Source organism: Enterobacter cancerogenus, from assembly GCF_019047785.1.
Classification (GTDB): Bacteria; Pseudomonadota; Gammaproteobacteria; order Enterobacterales; family Enterobacteriaceae; genus Enterobacter; species Enterobacter cancerogenus.
In genome coordinates, this window is the sequence record NZ_CP077290.1 from 931,323 (window position 1) to 950,009 (window position 18,687).

Annotated in this window: 18 protein-coding genes; 9 read left to right on the top strand and 9 right to left on the bottom strand. The window is 55.2% G+C overall.

What is annotated here, in order from left to right; genetic code table 11:
* Positions 1 to 9: 9 nt before the first annotated feature.
* A complete protein-coding gene (gene hspQ / locus I6L58_RS04415; RefSeq protein ID WP_006174557.1) occupies positions 10 to 327 on the top strand; it encodes a heat shock protein HspQ in 318 nt (105 codons plus the stop codon).
* A 37-nt stretch (positions 328 to 364) separates the two neighbouring features.
* On the opposite strand, the gene I6L58_RS04420 is transcribed toward hspQ, so the two are convergent.
* Positions 365 to 778, bottom strand: coding sequence for a CoA-binding protein (locus I6L58_RS04420; RefSeq protein ID WP_042319470.1), 414 nt, complete (start codon positions 776 to 778; stop codon positions 365 to 367).
* Between the two features lie 170 nt (positions 779 to 948).
* Here I6L58_RS04420 and csgI point away from each other — a divergent pair, with 170 nt between their 5' ends.
* Both csgI and mgsA read left to right on the top strand, forming a co-directional pair.
* Positions 949 to 1,611 (top strand): curli synthesis inhibitor, encoded by a 663-nt coding sequence (csgI, locus tag I6L58_RS04425; protein ID WP_088207544.1) that lies wholly within the window; start codon positions 949 to 951, stop codon positions 1,609 to 1,611.
* An 80-nt stretch (positions 1,612 to 1,691) separates the two neighbouring features.
* Positions 1,692 to 2,150 carry a methylglyoxal synthase gene (gene mgsA, locus I6L58_RS04430; protein WP_042319468.1) on the top strand — a complete coding sequence of 153 codons (459 nt, stop codon included), beginning with the start codon at positions 1,692 to 1,694 and terminating at the stop codon, positions 2,148 to 2,150.
* Positions 2,151 to 2,234: 84 nt separating this feature from the next.
* Here the strand turns inward: mgsA and helD are convergent, their stop codons facing one another.
* Positions 2,235 to 4,289 carry a DNA helicase IV gene (helD, locus tag I6L58_RS04435; RefSeq protein ID WP_088207545.1) on the bottom strand — a complete coding sequence of 685 codons (2,055 nt, stop codon included), beginning with the start codon at positions 4,287 to 4,289 and terminating at the stop codon, positions 2,235 to 2,237.
* Between the two features lie 121 nt (positions 4,290 to 4,410).
* On the opposite strand from helD, the gene I6L58_RS04440 reads away from it, so the two are divergent.
* Positions 4,411 to 4,857 (top strand): YccF domain-containing protein, encoded by a 447-nt coding sequence (locus I6L58_RS04440; RefSeq protein ID WP_006174548.1) that lies wholly within the window; start codon positions 4,411 to 4,413, stop codon positions 4,855 to 4,857.
* A gap of 19 nt (positions 4,858 to 4,876) precedes the next feature.
* Entirely contained in the window at positions 4,877 to 7,039 is a 2,163-nt protein-coding gene (yccS, locus tag I6L58_RS04445) for a YccS family putative transporter (RefSeq protein WP_088207546.1), read from the top strand.
* Here yccS and I6L58_RS04450 read toward each other — a convergent pair.
* Positions 6,996 to 7,622 carry a TfoX/Sxy family DNA transformation protein gene (locus I6L58_RS04450; protein WP_088207547.1) on the bottom strand — a complete coding sequence of 209 codons (627 nt, stop codon included), beginning with the start codon at positions 7,620 to 7,622 and terminating at the stop codon, positions 6,996 to 6,998. The two genes, yccS and I6L58_RS04450, sit on opposite strands and share 44 nt — an antisense overlap.
* Before the next feature lie 217 nt (positions 7,623 to 7,839).
* Between I6L58_RS04450 and sulA the strand changes: the two genes are divergently transcribed.
* The gene (sulA, locus tag I6L58_RS04455) at positions 7,840 to 8,349 is read left to right on the top strand and encodes an SOS-induced cell division inhibitor SulA (protein ID WP_088207548.1); all 510 of its coding nucleotides are present in this window, start codon (positions 7,840 to 7,842) and stop codon (positions 8,347 to 8,349) included.
* A 355-nt stretch (positions 8,350 to 8,704) separates the two neighbouring features.
* Positions 8,705 to 9,757 carry a porin OmpA gene (gene ompA, locus I6L58_RS04460; RefSeq protein WP_127463528.1) on the top strand — a complete coding sequence of 351 codons (1,053 nt, stop codon included), beginning with the start codon at positions 8,705 to 8,707 and terminating at the stop codon, positions 9,755 to 9,757.
* Between the two features lie 63 nt (positions 9,758 to 9,820).
* Here ompA and matP read toward each other — a convergent pair whose 3' ends face one another.
* The gene (matP, locus tag I6L58_RS04465) at positions 9,821 to 10,273 is read right to left on the bottom strand and encodes a macrodomain Ter protein MatP (protein WP_006174540.1); all 453 of its coding nucleotides are present in this window, start codon (positions 10,271 to 10,273) and stop codon (positions 9,821 to 9,823) included.
* Between the two features lie 186 nt (positions 10,274 to 10,459).
* Here matP and I6L58_RS04470 point away from each other — a divergent pair, with 186 nt between their 5' ends.
* Complete coding sequence (locus tag I6L58_RS04470) at positions 10,460 to 12,220, top strand: AAA family ATPase (protein WP_006174539.1); 1,761 nt, start codon at positions 10,460 to 10,462, stop codon at positions 12,218 to 12,220.
* A 68-nt stretch (positions 12,221 to 12,288) separates the two neighbouring features.
* The gene (gene fabA, locus I6L58_RS04475; RefSeq protein WP_006174537.1) at positions 12,289 to 12,807 is read left to right on the top strand and encodes a 3-hydroxyacyl-[acyl-carrier-protein] dehydratase FabA; all 519 of its coding nucleotides are present in this window, start codon (positions 12,289 to 12,291) and stop codon (positions 12,805 to 12,807) included.
* Between the two features lie 73 nt (positions 12,808 to 12,880).
* Here the strand turns inward: fabA and rmf are convergent, their stop codons facing one another.
* The 5 genes from rmf to I6L58_RS04500 form a co-directional block, all read right to left on the bottom strand.
* Complete coding sequence (gene rmf, locus I6L58_RS04480; RefSeq protein ID WP_010429337.1) at positions 12,881 to 13,048, bottom strand: ribosome modulation factor; 168 nt, start codon at positions 13,046 to 13,048, stop codon at positions 12,881 to 12,883.
* A 253-nt stretch (positions 13,049 to 13,301) separates the two neighbouring features.
* Positions 13,302 to 13,868: a membrane integrity-associated transporter subunit PqiC gene (pqiC, locus tag I6L58_RS04485; RefSeq protein WP_088207549.1), complete on the bottom strand. Its 567-nt coding sequence runs from the start codon at positions 13,866 to 13,868 to the stop codon at positions 13,302 to 13,304.
* Entirely contained in the window at positions 13,865 to 15,505 is a 1,641-nt protein-coding gene (gene pqiB, locus I6L58_RS04490; protein ID WP_006174533.1) for an intermembrane transport protein PqiB, read from the bottom strand. Before pqiB ends, pqiC begins: the two co-directional genes overlap by 4 nt.
* Positions 15,495 to 16,763 (bottom strand): membrane integrity-associated transporter subunit PqiA, encoded by a 1,269-nt coding sequence (gene pqiA / locus I6L58_RS04495; RefSeq protein ID WP_042319461.1) that lies wholly within the window; start codon positions 16,761 to 16,763, stop codon positions 15,495 to 15,497. Before pqiA ends, pqiB begins: the two co-directional genes overlap by 11 nt.
* Before the next feature lie 12 nt (positions 16,764 to 16,775).
* Positions 16,776 to 18,683: an ABC transporter ATP-binding protein gene (locus tag I6L58_RS04500; RefSeq protein WP_088207550.1), complete on the bottom strand. Its 1,908-nt coding sequence runs from the start codon at positions 18,681 to 18,683 to the stop codon at positions 16,776 to 16,778.
* Positions 18,684 to 18,687 lie beyond the last annotated feature (4 nt).

Consider the following 18,687-nt stretch of genomic DNA (forward strand, 5'->3'; position numbering starts at 1 on the left):
GAGGTGACTATGATTGCCAGCAAATTCGGTATCGGCCAGCAGGTCCGCCACACCTTGCTAGGGTATTTGGGTGTGGTCGTGGATATCGACCCGGAGTATTCCCTTGATGAACCGTCGGCAGATGAGCTGGCGGTTAACGCAGAGCTTCGCGCCGCGCCCTGGTATCATGTGGTAATGGAAGATGATGACGGTCAGGCCGTTCACACCTATCTTGCCGAAGCGCAGCTGAGCGGCGAACAGCGGGATGAGCATCCGGAACAACCTACCATGGATGAGCTAGCGCAAACCATCCGCAAACAGTTACAGGCTCCAAGGCTGCGTAACTAACGCTGTAAAAAAGCCCGATAACCGGGCTTTTTTTATATTACTTTGTCAGCCCCAGTCGGGGAATTTCAATTGCCGGGCATCTGTCCATCACCACTGCCAGCCCCGCCTCGCGCGCCAGCACCGCAGCCTGTTCATTGATCACACCCAGCTGCATCCACAGCGTTTTTGCCCCGATGGCGATTGCCTCCTGCGCTACACCCCATGCCGCCTCAGAGTTGCGGAAGACATCAACCATATCCACTTTCTCCGGCACGTCGGCGAGCGACGCGTAACCCTGCTGGCCCAGCAAGGTTTTACCGGCGACCTTTGGTGAAACCGGAATAACGTGATAGCCCTGATCCAGCAGGTATTTCATCACCCGATAGCTGGGACGGTCGGGTTTATCGCTCGCCCCCACCAGCGCGATGGTGCGTGTCGATGTCAGGATCTCGGCAATATCGTTCTCTTTCATCTTCTTTCTCCAGGCTTTTTTTAAAGTGTACGCCATCGCGGACATCCCAACCATCCATCCCATACCGATGTATGAGGGCAAAACGGCGGAATATGTCTATATGTTAGTAAACGTGATTATCGAAAAATTTAGATACATTATTGCGACACGCGTTTTGACAGGAGCGCACTATGAAAACCGGCATTATCTCTGCTGTGATTGCGTTAGTGATGCCGGTTTGCGTTTTCGCAACCACGCTGCGGCTCTCTACGGATATCGATTTGCTGGTGCTGGACGGGAAAAAGGTGTCCAGTTCGCTCCTGCGGGGTGCTGACAGCATCGAGCTGGATAACGGGCTGCATCAGGTGGTGTTCCGGGTCGAAAAAACAGTTCGCCTTTCTAATCACGAACAGCGTATGTACATCTCCCCGCCGCTGATTATCAGCTTTAACACCCAGCGCGTGAGCCAGGTTAACTTTCATCTGCCGCGCCTGGAAACCGAAAAAGAGTCGGTCGCGTTTGATTCCGCGCCGCGCATAGAACTGCTGGACGGGGATGCCATGCCCATCCCGGTGAAGCTGGACATTCTGGCGATAACCGCAACCGCGAAGGGAGCCAACTACGAGGCGGATACCGAGATCTACAATAAAGCCGGTAAACCCGCGTCGCTGCCCCAGTTTGCAACGATGATGGCGGACGACAGTACCTTGCTGTCCGGCGTCTCTGAGTTGGATGTCATTCCGCCTCAGTCCCAGACGCTCACCGAGCAGCGCCTGAAGTTCTGGTTCCAGCAGGCCGACCCGGACACGCGGGCGCGTTTTCTGCAATGGGTGAAGCAACAACCTTCGTCATAAGCCACATTTTTTTGCCCTTTCTCTTGCAGCATCAGGCGGTTCCCGTCATCGTGTAGTCAGATAACCTCACGGATAAGATTATGGAACTGACAACACGCACGCTGCCTTCACGTAAACACATTGCACTGGTGGCACACGATCACTGTAAAGACATGCTGCTTAACTGGGTGCGCCGCCATCAGCCACTGCTGGCCAGTCACGCCCTTTCCGCCACGGGAACGACCGGGAACCTGATCCACCGGGCAACGGGGTTAGAGGTCAACGCCATGATGAGCGGCCCGATGGGGGGCGATCAGCAGGTGGGCGCGCAGATCGCCGAGGGGAAAATTGACGTGCTGATTTTCTTCTGGGACCCGCTCAACGCGGTTCCCCACGACCCGGATGTAAAAGCGCTGCTGCGCCTGGCAACGGTGTGGAACATCCCGGTGGCGACCAACGTGTCGACGGCGGATTTCATTATTGAGTCACCGCAGTTCAGCGCGCCGGTTGAGATCCTGATCCCGGATTACCCGCGCTATCTGGCTGAAAGACTGAAGTAGCCTGTTTGCCCGGCGGCGCTACGCTTGCGCGGGCCTGCAGATTTTGCCAGCCGGGTCAGGCGAAGCCGCCACCCGGCAACTTTGCTACGGCTTCCTCGCCACCGGCACGTCGATCTCCTTCAAAATCTCCACAAAGCCTGAAGGCTCCTCTTTATTAAACAGCAGCCATACCCGATGACGCGCGCGGGTTAACGCCACGTACAGCAGGCGTCGCTCCTCGGCATCCGGAAAATCTTCTGGCACCGGCAGCAGGGCCTGCTCGATCACCGACTCGCGCACCGGCGCCGGGAACCCATCACTCCCCTCTTTCAGCCCAACCACAATCACATAGTCAGCCTGCTGGCCTTTACTGGCATGAATGGTCATAAATTCGAGCTGAAGCTTCGGCCAGCGGGTAACCGCCTTTTCCAGCGCCGCCGGTTTAAGATGGTGATAGCGCGCCAGCACCAGAATGCGCTCTTCGGGTTTGGCGTAGCCGCTGAGTTTATCCAGCAGCGGCTCCAGTTGTTCGTCCGCCAGCAGGGTGACCGCTTTTTTATCGCCGGTCGTCAGGCTGTTGAGCGGCTTCGCCAGCTGATGCGGGTTTTGCTGAATAAAGCGGTTGGCAATTTCACCAATGCGCGAGTTAAAACGGTAGGTGGTATCCAGATCGCTGCGATCGCCCTCGCCAAAATAGTGGTGGAAGGCGGTGGTGAGCGCGAGTTGTGCCCCGCTAAATCGGTAGATTGCCTGCCAGTCATCGCCGACGGCAAACAGCGAGGTATGTTTGTTTTGCGCCCGTAGCGCTGAAAGCAGTGCGGCACGCTGCGGGGAGATATCCTGGAACTCATCTACGAGGATATGCTTCCACGGGCTGACAAAGCGCCCTTTTTCCAGAATGATGATCGCCTGATGGATAAGCCCGGAGAAATCGACGGCATTTTCTGCCTTCAGCGCCGTTTTCCAGGCTTTCAGCATCGGGGCCATCAGCTTGATTCGCTTCGAAAATACGGCGCGGATCGCCTCCGGTGCGCTTTCAATCATCTCAGCCTGAGAGCCACCGTGCATGCGCATCAGGCTCACCCAGCGATCGAGACGCGAGCCAAGACGGCGTGCCAGTTTGTCGTCCTGCCAGAAACTGCCTTCCGGCACCTCCCAGTTCAGTTCATCTTCCAGCCACTGACGCCACCCTTTTGCCTGAGCTTTTTTCTCGCTGCACTGCTGCTGCCACGTCTTCACAAACAGTGCCTGACGGGCCTGTGCGTCATTTTCCAGCTTGCTGACGACAGGCACTTTTTTACTGCCCTGCTGAATAATATGCAATGCCAGCGAATGGAAGGTTCGCGCCGCGATATCCTGAGTATGCAAACGCGACTGAATGCGCTCATCCATCTCCTGTGCGGCCTTGCGGCCAAATGCCAGAAGTAAAATTTGGTCCGCTACCGCCTCGCCAGTTGTCAGCAGCCAGCCTGCCCGCGCCACCAGCACGGAAGTTTTACCGCTCCCGGCCCCCGCCAGTACCAGCAGCGACGATTCACCGTTCACCACTGCGCGCGCTTGGGCAGGGTTAAGCGGCGATGATTCCACGGTGCTGAAGAAATCGGCATATTGCGTGAGCATGGCATCGGTCCAGGCCTGATTATGCGCCAGACGACGCTTATCGATATCATTCAGCCAGGCCTGACAGGTGCGCCATGCTTCACGGCAATTTTCAAACTCATCAAGGCGCGATGCGGGAAGTGGCAGCGCGGTTAGGGCGTGCTTTATCTTTTGCTGCAACCCGGCGGTTTGCTGGCGCGTTAGCCATTTTTGCTGCTCGTTGCTGTGGGCGATGTCATCCAGCACCTGCTGCAACACCTGGGCGGCAATGACGCTCATGTCCTCGCTCCACTGCTGCCAGAGCGTACTGAGATGGTGATGGAAGCGCTGCGTTTGCGCCCACTCCGTCCCGTGGAGGCGCACGACTTTATCGTCCGGCAGCACAAACTCCAGCTCCCCCCATACCAGCCCGCGCTTGCAATGGATTGCCAGTAGTTGGTTAAACGGAATGAGGTATTCATGGCGCTCCCCGGAGACCTTCACTCCCGCATTGAGGAGGACAACCTTGTCATAAGGGTGCTGCGCCAGGCGTTTGCCCATTGAAGTTGCTTTCAGTTCCATATCCAGCCGGATCCACGAGTGATATTTTGTCTGACAGTTTAACTGCCAGTTTTAAGGTGCTCCAGCCCAAAAAACGTTACAATCACTTCGCGTTAATCATATCGAAAGGAAATGCGGGTTTATGCGTACCGTTCTGAATGTTTTGAATTTTGTCCTTGGCGGTTTTGCCACCACCCTTTCATGGCTTTTTGCCACGCTGGTGAGCATCGTGCTCATCTTCACCCTGCCGCTGACGCGCTCATGCTGGGAAATCACCCGGCTTTCATTCATTCCGTTCGGGAATGAGGCGGTTCACGTTGACGAACTGAACCCCGACGGTAAAAACGCCCTGATGAACACCGGCGGCACCCTGCTGAATATTCTGTGGTTGATCTTCTTCGGCTGGTGGCTCTGCGTAATGCATATCATTGCCGGTATCGCCCAGTGCATCACGATCATCGGCATCCCGGTTGGGATTGCGAATTTCAAAATTGCCGCCATTGCCCTGTGGCCGGTTGGGCGTCGTGTCGTCCCGGTAGAAGTGGCGCGCGCCGCGCGTGAAGCCAATGCCCGTCGTCGTTTCCAGTAAATAAGGACAGGCCGAGCTCATGCTAAGCCCACTGATTCGCCGTTATACCTGGAACAGTACCTGGCTCTACAACGCCAGGATTTTTATCGCCCTGTGTGGCACGGTCGCCCTGCCGTGGTGGCTCGATGACGTAAAGCTTACCATTCCGCTCACCCTCGGCGTGGTCGCCGGGGCGCTGGCCGACCTGGACGACCGCCTGACAGGACGTCTGCGCAATTTAGTCATCACCCTGATCTGTTTTTTCATTGCTTCAGCCTCGGTTGAGCTGCTGTTTCCCTGGCCGTGGCTGTTTGCCCTGGGGCTGACGCTCTCGACCAGCGGGTTTATCCTGCTGGGCGGGCTGGGACAACGCTATGCCACTATCGCCTTTGGCGCCCTGCTGATTGCGATCTACACCATGCTGGGCGTCTCTCTTTACGATCAGTGGTATCAGCAGCCCGTTCTGCTGTTACTCGGCGCAATCTGGTATAACCTGCTGACGTTGACCGGGCATCTGATTTTTCCCGTGCGGGCGTTGCAGGACAACCTGGCGCGGAGCTATGAACAGCTTGCCCAGTATCTCGAACTGAAATCCCGGCTTTTTGACCCGGATATCGACGAAGAGAGCCAGGCACCGCTTTACGATCTGGCGCTGGCGAACGGCCAACTGGTGGCGACGTTAAACCAGACTAAAGCCTCGCTGCTCACCCGTCTGCGCGGCGATCGCGGACAGCGCGGCACCCGCCGAACGTTGCACTATTACTTTGTCGCGCAGGATATCCACGAGCGCGCCAGCTCCTCGCACGTGCAGTATGCGGCTCTGCGCGAGAAGTTCCGCTACAGCGACGTGATGTTCCGTTTCCAGCGGCTGCTGTCGATGCAGTCCCAGGCCTGCCAGCAGCTGGCGCGATCCATACTGCTGCGCACGCCCTACCAGCATGACCCGCGTTTTGAACATGCCTTTAGCCATCTTGATGCGGCGCTCGATCGCGTGCAGGCCAGTGGAACGTCGCCGGAGCAGATCAAGGCGCTCGGTTTTCTGCTCAATAACCTGCGGGCGATTGATGCTCAGCTGGCGACCATTGAATCCGAGCAGGCGATGGCCCTGCCGGGTAACGATGCTGAAAACCAGCTGGCGGACGATAGTCTGCACGGATTTAGCGACATGTGGCTGCGCCTGAGCCGCAACTCCACGCCGGAATCCGCGCTGTTTCGCCACGCGGTGAGGATGTCGCTGGTGCTGTGTGTGGGCTATGCCTTCATTCAGATAACCGGCCTGCAACACGGTTACTGGATCCTGCTGACCAGCCTGTTTGTCTGCCAGCCTAACTATAACGCCACGCGACACCGCCTTGCGCTGCGTGTTATCGGTACGCTGGTGGGCGTCGCTATCGGGCTACCGGTGCTCTATTTCGTTCCGTCCGTTGAAGGGCAACTCATTCTTATCGTCATAACGGGGGTGTTGTTCTTTGCGTTTCGAAACGTCCAGTACGCGCATGCCACCATGTTCATTACCCTGCTGGTGCTGCTCTGCTTCAACCTGCTGGGTGAAGGCTTCGAGGTAGCCCTGCCGCGCGTAATAGATACTTTAATCGGCTGCGCTATCGCCTGGGCGGCGGTGAGTTTTATCTGGCCCGACTGGCGTTTTCGCAATCTGCCGCGCGTGACAGACAGGGCGATGAACGCAAACTGTCGTTACCTTGACGCCATTCTTGAGCAATACCACCAGGGGCGTGATAACCGTCTGGCCTACCGTATAGCCCGCCGGGATGCGCACAACAGCGATGCCGAACTGGCTTCCGTGGTCTCGAATATGTCTACGGAACCCCGGGCCACACCCGACATCCGGGAAACCGCCTTTCGCCTGCTGTGCCTGAACCATACGTTTACCAGCTATATTTCCACGCTGGGTGCCCACCGCGAGAAGCTGAAAAACACCGCCATCCTGAACCTGCTGGATGATGCTGTGTGCTACGTCGACGATGCCCTTCACCATCAGCCAGCCGACGAGCCTAAAGTTCAGCAGGCGCTGGATGAACTGTCCCAGCGAATTGCGCATCTCGATCCGGGAACCGACAACAAAGCTCCGCTGGTTTTGCAGCAGATCGGCCTGCTTATTGCTTTGCTGCCGGAAATTTGCCGACTGCAGCAGCAGATTGCTACCTGGCGGAACGACTCTCCTGCACCTCAGGCAGTGTATTAAACCACTCCGTAAGCTCCCGGCGAATGTTCGCCGGGAGTGCCGCCTCATGCATCCCCTCAATGGCCCCTTCAAGGGCAAAAAGCACCTTGATACTGAGGGCCCGGTTTTTCGATCTGATTTTTAGCCAACTGGTCTTTGCGCCAAGCTCCCGCAACGTCTCTTCATTCGTAATGCCGGCTTCGTAGAGCAACACTTCAATCTGGAAAGTCAGGTTAGGCAGATCCTTGAGCCGGTTTCGTTGATAGCGCAGGCTACGCTCTTTTCGTGCCGCATCGAGGGCATAAGTGGAAAGCTGAAGCAGTTTTTGCCGATCCTGCCACAGCCCTTCATCCACGCGATAGTAATTCAGCAGGACGGGGCGGCCTCGCTTAACAAGCGTTAAGAAGGAAGCAGGATGCTTAACGCAATAGGTCGCGCTCTCCTCGCAGGCACGTAGGTAAAGTTCACCGTCTGACACCATGGCAAACACCGCATCGTCTACCGCCAGGGTGTAGCCGCCGAACAGCGCCCGGTGGTGAATTTCCCCCAGAGGGGAGAGATATTCCTGCGATTTATAAATCCGTTCATATGATATCTTTTTCATGATATTTCCATTAAAAATCAACTATTAACGACAAAATTTATCACTAACGGATCCGTTAGCAGGAACATAGGCAACTTATGGCTCATGAGCAAGATGATTTTTTCGGACACGCCAGGAAAGGACTAAATTTGCGAGTTGCTTTCCGAAAATGAGGTTGATCTTTATGCACACAGGGGTTACTGTATATCCATACAGTAACTACAGGGCTGGAATGAATATGTACACTTCAGGCTATGCAAATCGCTCAACATCTCTCTCAACCACTGCTGGCGATGTCGCGCAAAATTCCACCGGTCGCGTGTCGACAGGTCTTATCAGTGAAGTGGTTTATCGTGAAGACCAGCCCATGTTAACGCAGCTGTTGCTGTTGCCGCTGTTACAACAGCTCGGACAACAATCACGCTGGCAGCTTTGGCTGACGCCACAGCAAAAATTGAGCCGGGAATGGGTTCAGTCTGCGGGCCTGCCGCTGACCAAGGTGATGCAGATCAACCAACTCTCTCCGTGTGATACGGTTGAGTCGATGATCCGCGCGTTACGCACCGGAAATTACAGCGTGGTGATCGGGTGGCTGTCGGAAGAACTGACGGAAGAAGAGCACCATCGTTTGACCGAAGCAGCAGAAGATGGTCATGCAATCGGGTTCATTATGCGTCCCGTACGTGCCGATTCTTATCGCAGAGGACAACATTCAGGGCTAAAAATTCACTCGAATTTGTATCACTGAGTAAATTTAAGAGTTTTCCTGGAATTTTTTTCGACACTCAGTTGTGTAAATAGTTCAAAAAGCAAAACCTGCGGCAAGGCTTGTCTGGAGCGGTTCTCGTTAATTTTACTGTACAAAATTCGTTCGTAAAATGTTAAATATTCGCTATACGGAACTTTTTTTTTCATATGCCTGACAGAGTTCACACTTGTAAGTTTTCATCTACGTTGTAGACTTTACATCGCCAGGGGTGCTCGGCCTAAGCCGAAGATATCGGTAGACTTATATTTGACCACGCCCCCCGGTGAAGGATTTAACCGTGATTTCTCCGTGGAGATCTTCATGGCAAATTTTGGATGATAACGAGGCGCAAAAAATGAAAAAGACAGCTATCGCGATTGCAGTGGCACTGGCTGGCTTCGCTACCGTAGCGCAGGCCGCTCCGAAAGATAATACCTGGTATGCAGGTGGTAAACTGGGCTGGTCTCAGTTCCATGACACCGGCTGGTACAACAGCAGCCTGAACAACGATGGCCCAACTCACGAGAGCCAGCTGGGTGCAGGCGCGTTCGGTGGCTATCAGGTTAACCCGTATGTTGGTTTTGAAATGGGTTACGACTGGTTAGGTCGTATGCCATACAAAGGCGACAACGTAAATGGCGCTTTCAAAGCTCAAGGCGTTCAGCTGACCGCTAAACTGGGTTACCCAGTAACTGACGATCTGGACGTGTACACCCGTCTGGGCGGCATGGTATGGCGTGCAGACTCCAGCAACAGCATCGCTGGCGACGACCATGACACTGGCGTTTCCCCAGTATTCGCTGGTGGCGTTGAGTGGGCTATGACCCGTGACATCGCTACCCGTCTGGAATACCAGTGGGTTAACAACATCGGCGACGGTGCTACCGTTGGCGTTCGTCCAGACAACGGCATGCTGAGCGTTGGTGTTTCTTACCGTTTCGGTCAGCAGGAAGATGCGCCAGTCGTAGCTCCAGCACCGGCTCCAGCGCCAGAAGTACAGACCAAGCACTTCACTCTGAAGTCTGACGTTCTGTTCAACTTCAACAAAGCTACCCTGAAACCAGAAGGTCAGCAGGCACTGGATCAGCTGTACACCCAGCTGAGCAACCTGGATCCTAAAGACGGTTCTGTAGTGGTTCTGGGCTTCACCGACCGTATCGGTTCTGACGCTTACAACCAGGGTCTGTCCGAGAAACGTGCACAGTCTGTAGTTGATTACCTGGTATCTAAAGGTATCCCAGCTAACAAGATCTCCCCACGTGGTATGGGCGAATCTAACCCAGTGACTGGCAACACCTGTGACAACGTGAAACCTCGCGCTGCACTGATCGACTGCCTGGCTCCAGATCGTCGCGTAGAGATCGAAGTTAAAGGCATCAAAGACGTTGTAACTCAGCCAGCGGCATAAGTTATCGTCTTATAAAAAAACCCCGCATTGCGGGGTTTTTTATTGCCTGAAGAAAGCCAGAAACTATTTTTTGCCCAGCAGGGCCTGCAGATCGTTTTTCAGCGTCGACATCTGACTGGCATACTTTTCTTTATGTTCCGCATCTTCAATCAGCTGCACCACCGTTTCCGACAGGGTTTTCCCGCGCCGTTGCGCAAGCCCCGCCAGCCGTTGCCAGACCATAAACTCCAGATCGATTGATTTTTTACGGGTGTGCTGATGCTCGGCATTAAAATGCCGCTTGCGACGCGCCCGAATCGTCTGTTTCATCCGGTTCAACAGTGCCGGGTTGATATGCTTTTCAATCCAGCCGTTAACCAATACCGGTTCGTTTTCGAGGGTCAGCAAAATATCTACGGCGTCTTGCGCCGCGCTGGCTTCGAGGTAGCAGGTGATCAACTCGCCCTCACGGTGCTTTTTGACCAGGTACTTCCATTTCCAGCCGCTTTCGAGGTTTTCCAGTTGTTGATATTTCATTGCGATCTCAGTGTTACCACGTAACTCTGTTCAGAATATCAGTTTTTTAGCAATCTGCTGAAAAGAAATCATAACCTGTGCAGCATTGCAGGAGAATCCCCTGTCGAAATCCCCATTCCCGCTTGGGAAGAGGCCTCCGCTTACGGTATACTCCACGGTTTTACATCTGACTAAAAAACATCAACTTTGACCATTACGAAACTTGCATGGCGTGACCTGGTTCCCGATACCGAGAGCTATCAGGAGCTGTTTGCACAGCCAGACCTCACAAAAGAAAACGAATTCATACTTAGCGATACACAACCGCGTTTGCATTATGCGCTGGAGCAGGTGTTAAGCCCGTGGGCGACATCTCCTTTCATGCTGCTCAAAGCCCCGGAAGAAGCCGAGTATTTGACGCTTCTGGGTGATGCCATGCGCCAGTTGCGGTCAGAAACGAACGACGTCTTTGGCGGCCACTATCGTATCGCAGGGCAACATATCACCTTTACACCCGCTGACGAGGCGGATGGGCTTTTTGCGTCGAAAGGGGATGTCATTACCGCCAACTGGGCAGAAGCAGAACAGCTCTTTGGCTGCCTCCGTCAGTTTAACGGCGAGCTGACGCTGCAGCCTGGGCTGGTGCACCGCGCAAATGGCGGCGTGTTGATTATCTCGCTGCGCACCCTCCTCTCTCAGCCGCTGCTGTGGATGCGCCTGAAAACGATCGTGACCCAGCAACGCTTCGACTGGGTGAGTTACGATGAATCGCGCCCTCTTCCCGTCGCAGTACCGTCGATGCCGCTGTCCCTTACCGTGGTGTTGACCGGCGATCGTGAATCTCTGGCCGATTTCCAGGAAATGGAGCCAGAGCTGGCCGAGCAGGCTATTTACAGCGAATTTGAAGATACGCTCCAGATAACCGATGCGGATGATATGGCGCAATGGTGCCAGTGGGTGATGGGCCTGGCGCAGCGTGCTTCGCTGCCAACGCCTGCTCCGGATGCCTGGCCCGGTCTCATCCGGGAAGCCGTACGCTACACCGGCGATCAGGAAACCCTGCCGCTCTCTCCGCTGTGGATCGCCAGACAGCTGCGCGAAGTGGGCGTGATAAGCGGTGACGCGGCCTTCAGCGGCGAGCAACTTTCCCAGATGCTTGCGCAGCGTGAATGGCGCGAAGGGTATCTGGCCGAGCGCATGCAGGATGAGATCCTGCTGGAGCAGATCCTCGTCGAAACCGAAGGCGAGCGTATTGGGCAGATTAACGCCCTCTCCGTGATTGAGTTCCCGGGGCACCCGCGCGCGTTTGGCGAACCTTCCCGTATCAGCTGCGTTGTTCACGTTGGTGACGGTGAGTTTACCGACATTGAGCGTAAAGCAGAGCTGGGCGGGAATATTCACGCCAAAGGCATGATGATCATGCAGGCGTTCCTGATGTCGGAACTGCAGCTTGAGCAGCAGATCCCCTTCTCGGCCTCACTGACCTTTGAGCAATCCTACAGTGAAGTAGACGGTGACAGCGCTTCGATGGCGGAGCTGTGTGCGTTAATCAGCGCCCTGGCAGAAGTGCCCATTAACCAGAATATTGCGATTACGGGTTCAGTCGATCAGTTTGGTCGCGCCCAGCCGGTTGGCGGCCTGAACGAGAAAATCGAAGGCTTCTTCTCCATCTGCCAGCAGCGCGGCCTGAACGGCAAACAGGGTGTGATCATTCCTGCGCCGAACGCTCGCCATCTGAGCCTTAGCCAGGCGTTGCTCGAGGCCGTAGAACAGGAGCAATTCGCCATCTGGGCCATCGAAGGCATCGAGGATGCACTACCCTTACTGACAAACCTGAACTGGGATGGTGAAGGCCAGACAACCCTCATGCAGACCATTCAGGAACGCATCGCTCAGGCGACACAACAGGATGCACGCCATCGTTATCCATGGCCGTTACGCTGGTTAAGCTGGTTTAGTCCGAACTGATCGGACTTGTTCAGCGTACACGTGTTAGCTATCCTGCGTGCTTCACTAAAATAAGGCTTACTGAGAACATGGTAGATAAACGCGAATCCTATACAAAAGAAGACCTTCTTGCCTCTGGTCGTGGTGAACTGTTTGGCGCTAACGGCCCGCAGTTACCGGCCCCAAGCATGCTGATGATGGATCGTGTCGTGAAAATGACCGAAACCGGCGGCAACTTTGATAAAGGTTATGTTGAAGCGGAACTCGATATCAACCCGGACCTGTGGTTCTTCGGTTGCCACTTTATTGGTGATCCGGTAATGCCTGGCTGCCTGGGCCTGGACGCTATGTGGCAGCTGGTTGGCTTCTACCTGGGTTGGCTGGGTGGCGAAGGTAAAGGCCGCGCGCTGGGCGTGGGCGAAGTGAAATTCACCGGCCAGGTTCTGCCTACTGCGAAGAAAGTGACTTACCGTATTCACTTCAAACGTATTGTTAACCGTCGCCTGATCATGGGCCTGGCGGATGGCGAAGTGCTGGTAGACGGTCGTCTGATCTACTCCGCGAGCGATCTTAAAGTGGGTCTGTTCCAGGACACCTCCGCGTTCTGATGACCGCGCTGTAGCACTCCCCAGAAAGGCGAAACCTCCGCAGTGCGGAGGTTTCTTTTTTAAAGAGACGTTATCAAGCAAGTACTGCCCTGTCTCCGATGGCTTCTCGCCAGCCCCCTAACCATTGCGACCTCTGATTTAAGGTTTGATAGGGACACATTTCTTTTGAACGTCCGGCGATGCCAGCCTGATAACCACGTTGATGAGCCCTTTCCAGGCGATCTCGTTTCTGTCTCTTCATGCCTCGTTTCCCTCATTCTTTTGTCTGGTGGAAAGAAAACAGTGGTTGCAAAGTATGCAAGCACAGTAAACGAATAACCCGAATCATCTTCTGCGTCAACGGTCAAAATTCATACGGATGTCATATTTGTGAACTATACGGAAGTTCATTTGTACAAAAAATGTGATGAAGCACAAGTAACAACCTGATGGTAAACCGAAAAAAAACCGCCGTGAGCGGATGGCTGACGGCGGTTTTTGATTATGAATTTTACTTATGGAAGCCGGGCGATCTCACGCGCGATATTCGCCGATTCCTGTGCCCAGCCCTGGGCCAGCACTTTCACCATCTCGTCATAACCATCTTTTTGCTGCTTCATTTCCAGATGGAACGGGCGTTTAATCAGCTGTCCCTGGTGATTCAGCAGCCATTCGCCACTGATCACCACGGCACCGTCATAGCGGCCATGGAAGCCCGTTACCGTGACGTTCAGCGTATCCTGATCGCTTCCCAGCGGCTGAGACGCGACAATCCACCCGGGAAGCTGGCTGCTCAGATTCGCCACCAGCGTGTTACGCAACTGCTGATCCAGCGGGCTGGCCCACAGATTATTGTTGGCAATCACGTACTGGACATCGCTGGTCTGGTACACCACGCCGTTACCCGCCAGATAATCCGGAACCGCTACCTGTTCTACCCACAGCAGACGGTTACCCTGCGAAGCGCTGCTTTGCGCGCCCGACTGGACGTTCAACGGCAGCTGATAGTAACTTTTATTTTCACTCCCCGAGCTACAGGCCGTTAATACCAGCGCTCCGACAATTACCAGCCATTTTTTCATTGTTTCGCCCTCTTAGGCTCAGGATCCTTTTTATCTTTCGCTTCAAACACCAGCGCGTTGCTCTTCTCGTTGAGCGTTTTCAGAACCGGCTGGAGTTCACGCAACACCTGATCAAGACGCTGCATATCGGCCACCATCTTATTGTAGGCCGCCGATCCCGGCTGGAAGCCCTGCATGCTGCGATTCAGTTCACGCAGCGTTTTCTGCATGTCCTGCGGCAGCTGCTGCATGGACTGGCTTGCCGTGATCTTGTTGATATTATCAAGCGTGGTCTGCAGACGGCGCATGGTCGCCTGGCTCTGACTCAACGAGTTGGTCGCCGCTTCAATCATCGGGTTCAACGGCAGGTTATTAATCTTATCCAGCGTATCCATCAGACGCTGCTGGATCTGTGCCAGACCACTGCTGACCGTTGGAATGATTTTGTAGCCGCCAAATTCGCGCTGGCCGGTGATGGCAGGTGCTTTAGGATAAAAATCCATATCGACATACAGCGCGCCCGTCACCAGGTTGCCGGTCTTCAGCGAGCCGCGCAGCCCGCGGTTCATCAGCTCGGTGATATGCGCGCCGATATCCTGATTTTCGCCAATCTGGTTGATGAGACGCTCTGGCTCAATGCGAATAAGCACCGGAATGCGGTAATCGTCGTCCAGCACCTGACGCAGGCCAGGAACGAAGAACGGTACCTGTCCGACCGTACCCAGGCGGATCCCACGGAACTCAACCGGCGCACCCGGCTGCAGGCCACGAACGGAATCTTTAAAGAACATCAGGTAGTCGATGTGATCGGTATAGAGCGCATCCTGAATGCTTTTCTGATCGTCAAAGAGCCTGAAGGCGGTTTTTTCCGCAACAGGCTGGCCGATGTCGATCCCCTCAGGCACATCGAAGCTCACACCGCCGCCAAAGAGTGTGGTCAGGGACCCCATTTCAACGCGCATTCCGGCAGAGGTCAGATCCACGGCGATCCCGCTGTCCTTCCAGAAACGAACGTTGCTGGTCACCAGACGATCGTTTGGTGCATTGATAAACAGCTGATAGCTGATGGTGCGTTTTTGCGGATCGAAAGTGCTGGTTTCAACCGAGCCAACGCGATAGCCCCGGAACAATACCGGGTCGCCAGGCGAAAGCTGCCCGGCTTTTTTGCTGTCGAGGATGACGCGAATCCCTTTTGCATCCGGTGGCGCAAGCGGCGGTGAGTCTAACAGCTGATACTGGGCAGGCTGGGTGCCTTTGCTCCCCGGCTGCAGCTCAATATAGGCACCGGACAAGAGCGTGCCTAAGCCGCTGATCCCTTCTCGCCCGACCTGGGGTTTAACCACCCAGAATACGGAATCATTATGAAGCAGTTTCTCCATCCCGGCATGTAAGCGCGCCTTGATTTCAACGTGCGTTAAATCATCCGTCAGCGTCGCGCTCTCTACCACACCGACGTCCACGCTGCGGCTTTTGATGGTGGTTTTCCCACCCTCAATGCCTTCCGCGTTAGTGGTGATAAGCGTGACTTCCGGTCCCTGATGGCTATAATGATAAAACAGGATCCATGCACCGATCAGCGCGGTCACGATGGGGAAAATCCACACCGGTGACCAGTTCTTGACCTTGCGCACTTTCGCCTCTCCACTCTTATTTTCCATGCTCTAACTCTTCCTCATGGCTTGAATCTGGCTCACGATCCCACGATAAACGAGGGTCGAAGGTCATGGCCGCAAACATGGTCATAATCACGACCAATGCAAACATTAGCGCGCCCAGCGCGGGATAAATACTCATGAGTCCCCCCATGCGCACCAGCGCAGAGAGCACCGCAATCACAAAGACATCGATCATTGACCAGCGCCCGACGAACTCCACCACTTCATAAATCAGGTGCATACGTTCGCTGTCGCGCTTGCCGTGCCCTTTCGCATCCCAGCACAGCCAGGCGATGGCGATCATCTTTAAGGTGGGCACCATAATACTGGCAATGAATATCACGCCAGCAACGGGGTAGGACCCCTCCCCCCACAGCAAAATGACCCCGGCAAGGATTGTCGAGGGCATTTTGTCACCGAGCAGATCGGTAATCATGATCGGCAAAATATTGGCGGGCAGATAGAGCATGATCGACGTCAACAGCAGCGCCATGGTCCACTGCAGGCTATTTTTACGCCGCACATGCCCCGTCGTTCCACAGCGCGGGCACACTTCCCGATCGGCCGGCAGCACGGCAGTACAGCAAGAGCAGGAGCGCAGCCCCTGGCGGATACCCGGCACGCCCACCTTAACCGTCTGGTTAAGGGTGGGAGCAGGCGCGATGTCGTCCCACGTCCAGCGTCGGTCCACGCACTGAAACGCACGCAGCTGCAGCACACAATAGAGACACCAGGGAATAAAGCTGCTGCCAATCCCGACGTCGCCGTAGGCCATCAGCTTCACAAAGCTCACCAGGATCCCCGCCAGAAAAATCTCTGCCATTCCCCAGCTTTTCAGCAGGAACAGGGTTCGCGCGAGCCTGATTTTAACGGGCGTGGGCATCCGGACGCGGTTGACCAGAAGCAGGATGGCGATCAGGCAAAACGCCGGAACGATTTGGACGAATAACAGAAAGAAGGTACCGAGGCTGGCATAATCTTCGGTGAACATCACGCCCGGTATTTCAAGTAATTTGACCTGGCTGGTCATCCCTCCCACCTTCATATAAATGAAGGGGAAGAGATTCGAGAGCACCAGCATGAACAGCGCGACAATAGCGTAGGCGGTAGGACGCTGCCTTGGCGCGTCCCACTCCGTCGTTAAGGTTGCTCCGCAGCGCGGGCACGTCGCCTTATGTCCGTGACCCAGCTCTGGTATCGCCACGAGCATATCGCATTGCGAACATAATATATGTCGGTCGGCATGGTGCTGGTCACACATTGTTGATCCCTGTTATGCGCCGTTTTTCAGTGATTCAAGGTATTCCCAGCGCTCAAACGCCTCTTCCAGCGCCTTCTCTGCCTGGGTCAGGTCTGCCAGTACTTTCTGAGTATAGTCGTGAGGCTGCGTAAAGAAGGAGGCATCCGCCACCTGGGTTTGCAGCGCTTCAAGCGCCGCTTCCAGCTCTTCAAGACGCTGCGGCAATGCTTCCAGCTCGCGCTGCAGGTTATAGCTCATTTTAGCAGGTGATTTTTTCGCACTTTCTGCTTTCGCGACAGCAGGTTCTGGGACGTTTTTGGCTTTCGCCTGCTTTAACGCCAGGGACTGCGTCTGCTGTCCACGCGCGTCGTGATACCCGCCCACGTACTGACCAATGCGGCCTTCGCCTTCGAAGATCCAGCATTCGGTAACGGTGTTATCAACGAACTGACGATCGTGGCTCACCAGCATGACGGTGCCCTGATAGCCGTCGATCAACTCTTCCAGCAGTTCCAGCGTTTCGACATCCAGATCGTTGGTCGGTTCATCGAGAATTAACAGATTGCTCGGTTTCAGGAACAAACGTGCAAGCAGGAGACGATTTCGTTCCCCACCGGACAGCGCGCGTACCGGCGTCATCGCCCGTTTAGGGTGGAACAGAAAGTCCTGCAGGTAGCCCAGCACGTGGCGCGGCTTGCCGTTGACCATCACTTCCTGCTTACCTTCGGCAAGGTTATCCATCACCGTTCTGTCTGGATCCAGCTCCGCGCGGTGCTGGTCGAAATAGGCCACTTCCAGCTTAGTACCGCAGTGCACGCGGCCGCTGTCAGCCTGCAGCTGACCCAGCATCAGCTTCAGCAACGTGGTTTTACCGCAGCCGTTCGGGCCGATAAGCGCGATTTTGTCGCCACGCTGTACCTGCGCGGAGAAATCTTTCACCAGAACTTTGCCGTCGACCTGGTAATTGACATCTTCCATCTCAAACACAATCTTGCCTGAGCGGGCGGCTTCTTCTACCTGCATCTTCGCGCTACCCATCACTTCACGGCGGGCGCTGCGCTCGTTGCGCATCGCTTTCAGCGCGCGCACGCGGCCTTCGTTACGGGTACGACGGGCTTTAATGCCCTGGCGGATCCAGACCTCTTCCTGCGCCAGCTTGCGGTCGAACTCGGCGTTTTGCAGCTCCTCAACGCGCAGGTTTTCTTCTTTTTCCAGCAGATAGGTATCGTAATCGCCAGGATAGGTCACCAGCTTACCGCGATCGAGATCGACAATGCGGGTGGCCATATTGCGAATAAACGAACGGTCGTGCGAGATGAAGATGATCGTGCCGTTGAAGGTTTTCAGGAACCCTTCCAGCCAGTCGATGGCTTCAATATCCAGGTGGTTGGTCGGTTCGTCCAGCAGCAGTACTTTCGGGCCGCTGACCAGCGCGCGGCCAAGCGCCGCTTTACGCAGCCAGCCACCGGAGAGCGACGCCAGTTCCATGTCCGCATCCAGGCCTAACTGATCCAGCACTTCGGTGATACGGCTTTCAAGCTGCCACAGGCCGTGGTGATCCAGCAGCTCCTGCAGGCGCGCCATCTCATTCAGGTTTTTCTCGCTCGGATCGGTCATCACCAGATGCGAAATTTCGTGATAGCCCTTCAGGTATTCAGCCTGCTCAGAGATCCCTTCCGCGACGAAGTCGTACACGGTCCCCGCCACGTTACGCGGTGGATCCTGCTGCAGGCGGGAAACAATCAGATCCTGCTCGTAAACGATGCGTCCGTCATCCAGACCCTGCTCACGGTTTAAGATCTTCATCAGCGTGGATTTACCCGCGCCGTTACGGCCTACCAGACAAACGCGCTCGTTATCTTCGATATGCAGTTCTGTGTCGTCGAGAAGAGGCGCATCGCTGAAGGACAGCCAGGCGCCGTGCATGCTAATTAGTGACATTTAA

What these genes read in the sequence shown, in the direction of transcription:
- I6L58_RS04500 (WP_088207550.1), bottom strand. Translation starts at nt 18,683, where the DNA reads ATGTCACTAATTAGCATGCACGGCGCCTGGCTGTCCTTCAGCGATGCG.
- hspQ (WP_006174557.1), top strand. Translation starts at nt 10, where the DNA reads ATGATTGCCAGCAAATTCGGTATCGGCCAGCAGGTCCGCCACACCTTG.
- mgsA (WP_042319468.1), top strand. Translation starts at nt 1,692, where the DNA reads ATGGAACTGACAACACGCACGCTGCCTTCACGTAAACACATTGCACTG.
- yccS (WP_088207546.1), top strand. Translation starts at nt 4,877, where the DNA reads ATGCTAAGCCCACTGATTCGCCGTTATACCTGGAACAGTACCTGGCTC.
- I6L58_RS04440 (WP_006174548.1), top strand. Translation starts at nt 4,411, where the DNA reads ATGCGTACCGTTCTGAATGTTTTGAATTTTGTCCTTGGCGGTTTTGCC.
- pqiC (WP_088207549.1), bottom strand. Translation starts at nt 13,868, where the DNA reads ATGAAAAAATGGCTGGTAATTGTCGGAGCGCTGGTATTAACGGCCTGT.
- pqiB (WP_006174533.1), bottom strand. Translation starts at nt 15,505, where the DNA reads ATGGAAAATAAGAGTGGAGAGGCGAAAGTGCGCAAGGTCAAGAACTGG.
- sulA (WP_088207548.1), top strand. Translation starts at nt 7,840, where the DNA reads ATGTACACTTCAGGCTATGCAAATCGCTCAACATCTCTCTCAACCACT.
- rmf (WP_010429337.1), bottom strand. Translation starts at nt 13,048, where the DNA reads ATGAAGAGACAGAAACGAGATCGCCTGGAAAGGGCTCATCAACGTGGT.
- matP (WP_006174540.1), bottom strand. Translation starts at nt 10,273, where the DNA reads ATGAAATATCAACAACTGGAAAACCTCGAAAGCGGCTGGAAATGGAAG.
- I6L58_RS04420 (WP_042319470.1), bottom strand. Translation starts at nt 778, where the DNA reads ATGAAAGAGAACGATATTGCCGAGATCCTGACATCGACACGCACCATC.
- fabA (WP_006174537.1), top strand. Translation starts at nt 12,289, where the DNA reads ATGGTAGATAAACGCGAATCCTATACAAAAGAAGACCTTCTTGCCTCT.
- pqiA (WP_042319461.1), bottom strand. Translation starts at nt 16,763, where the DNA reads ATGTGTGACCAGCACCATGCCGACCGACATATATTATGTTCGCAATGC.
- helD (WP_088207545.1), bottom strand. Translation starts at nt 4,289, where the DNA reads ATGGAACTGAAAGCAACTTCAATGGGCAAACGCCTGGCGCAGCACCCT.
- I6L58_RS04450 (WP_088207547.1), bottom strand. Translation starts at nt 7,622, where the DNA reads ATGAAAAAGATATCATATGAACGGATTTATAAATCGCAGGAATATCTC.
- csgI (WP_088207544.1), top strand. Translation starts at nt 949, where the DNA reads ATGAAAACCGGCATTATCTCTGCTGTGATTGCGTTAGTGATGCCGGTT.
- ompA (WP_127463528.1), top strand. Translation starts at nt 8,705, where the DNA reads ATGAAAAAGACAGCTATCGCGATTGCAGTGGCACTGGCTGGCTTCGCT.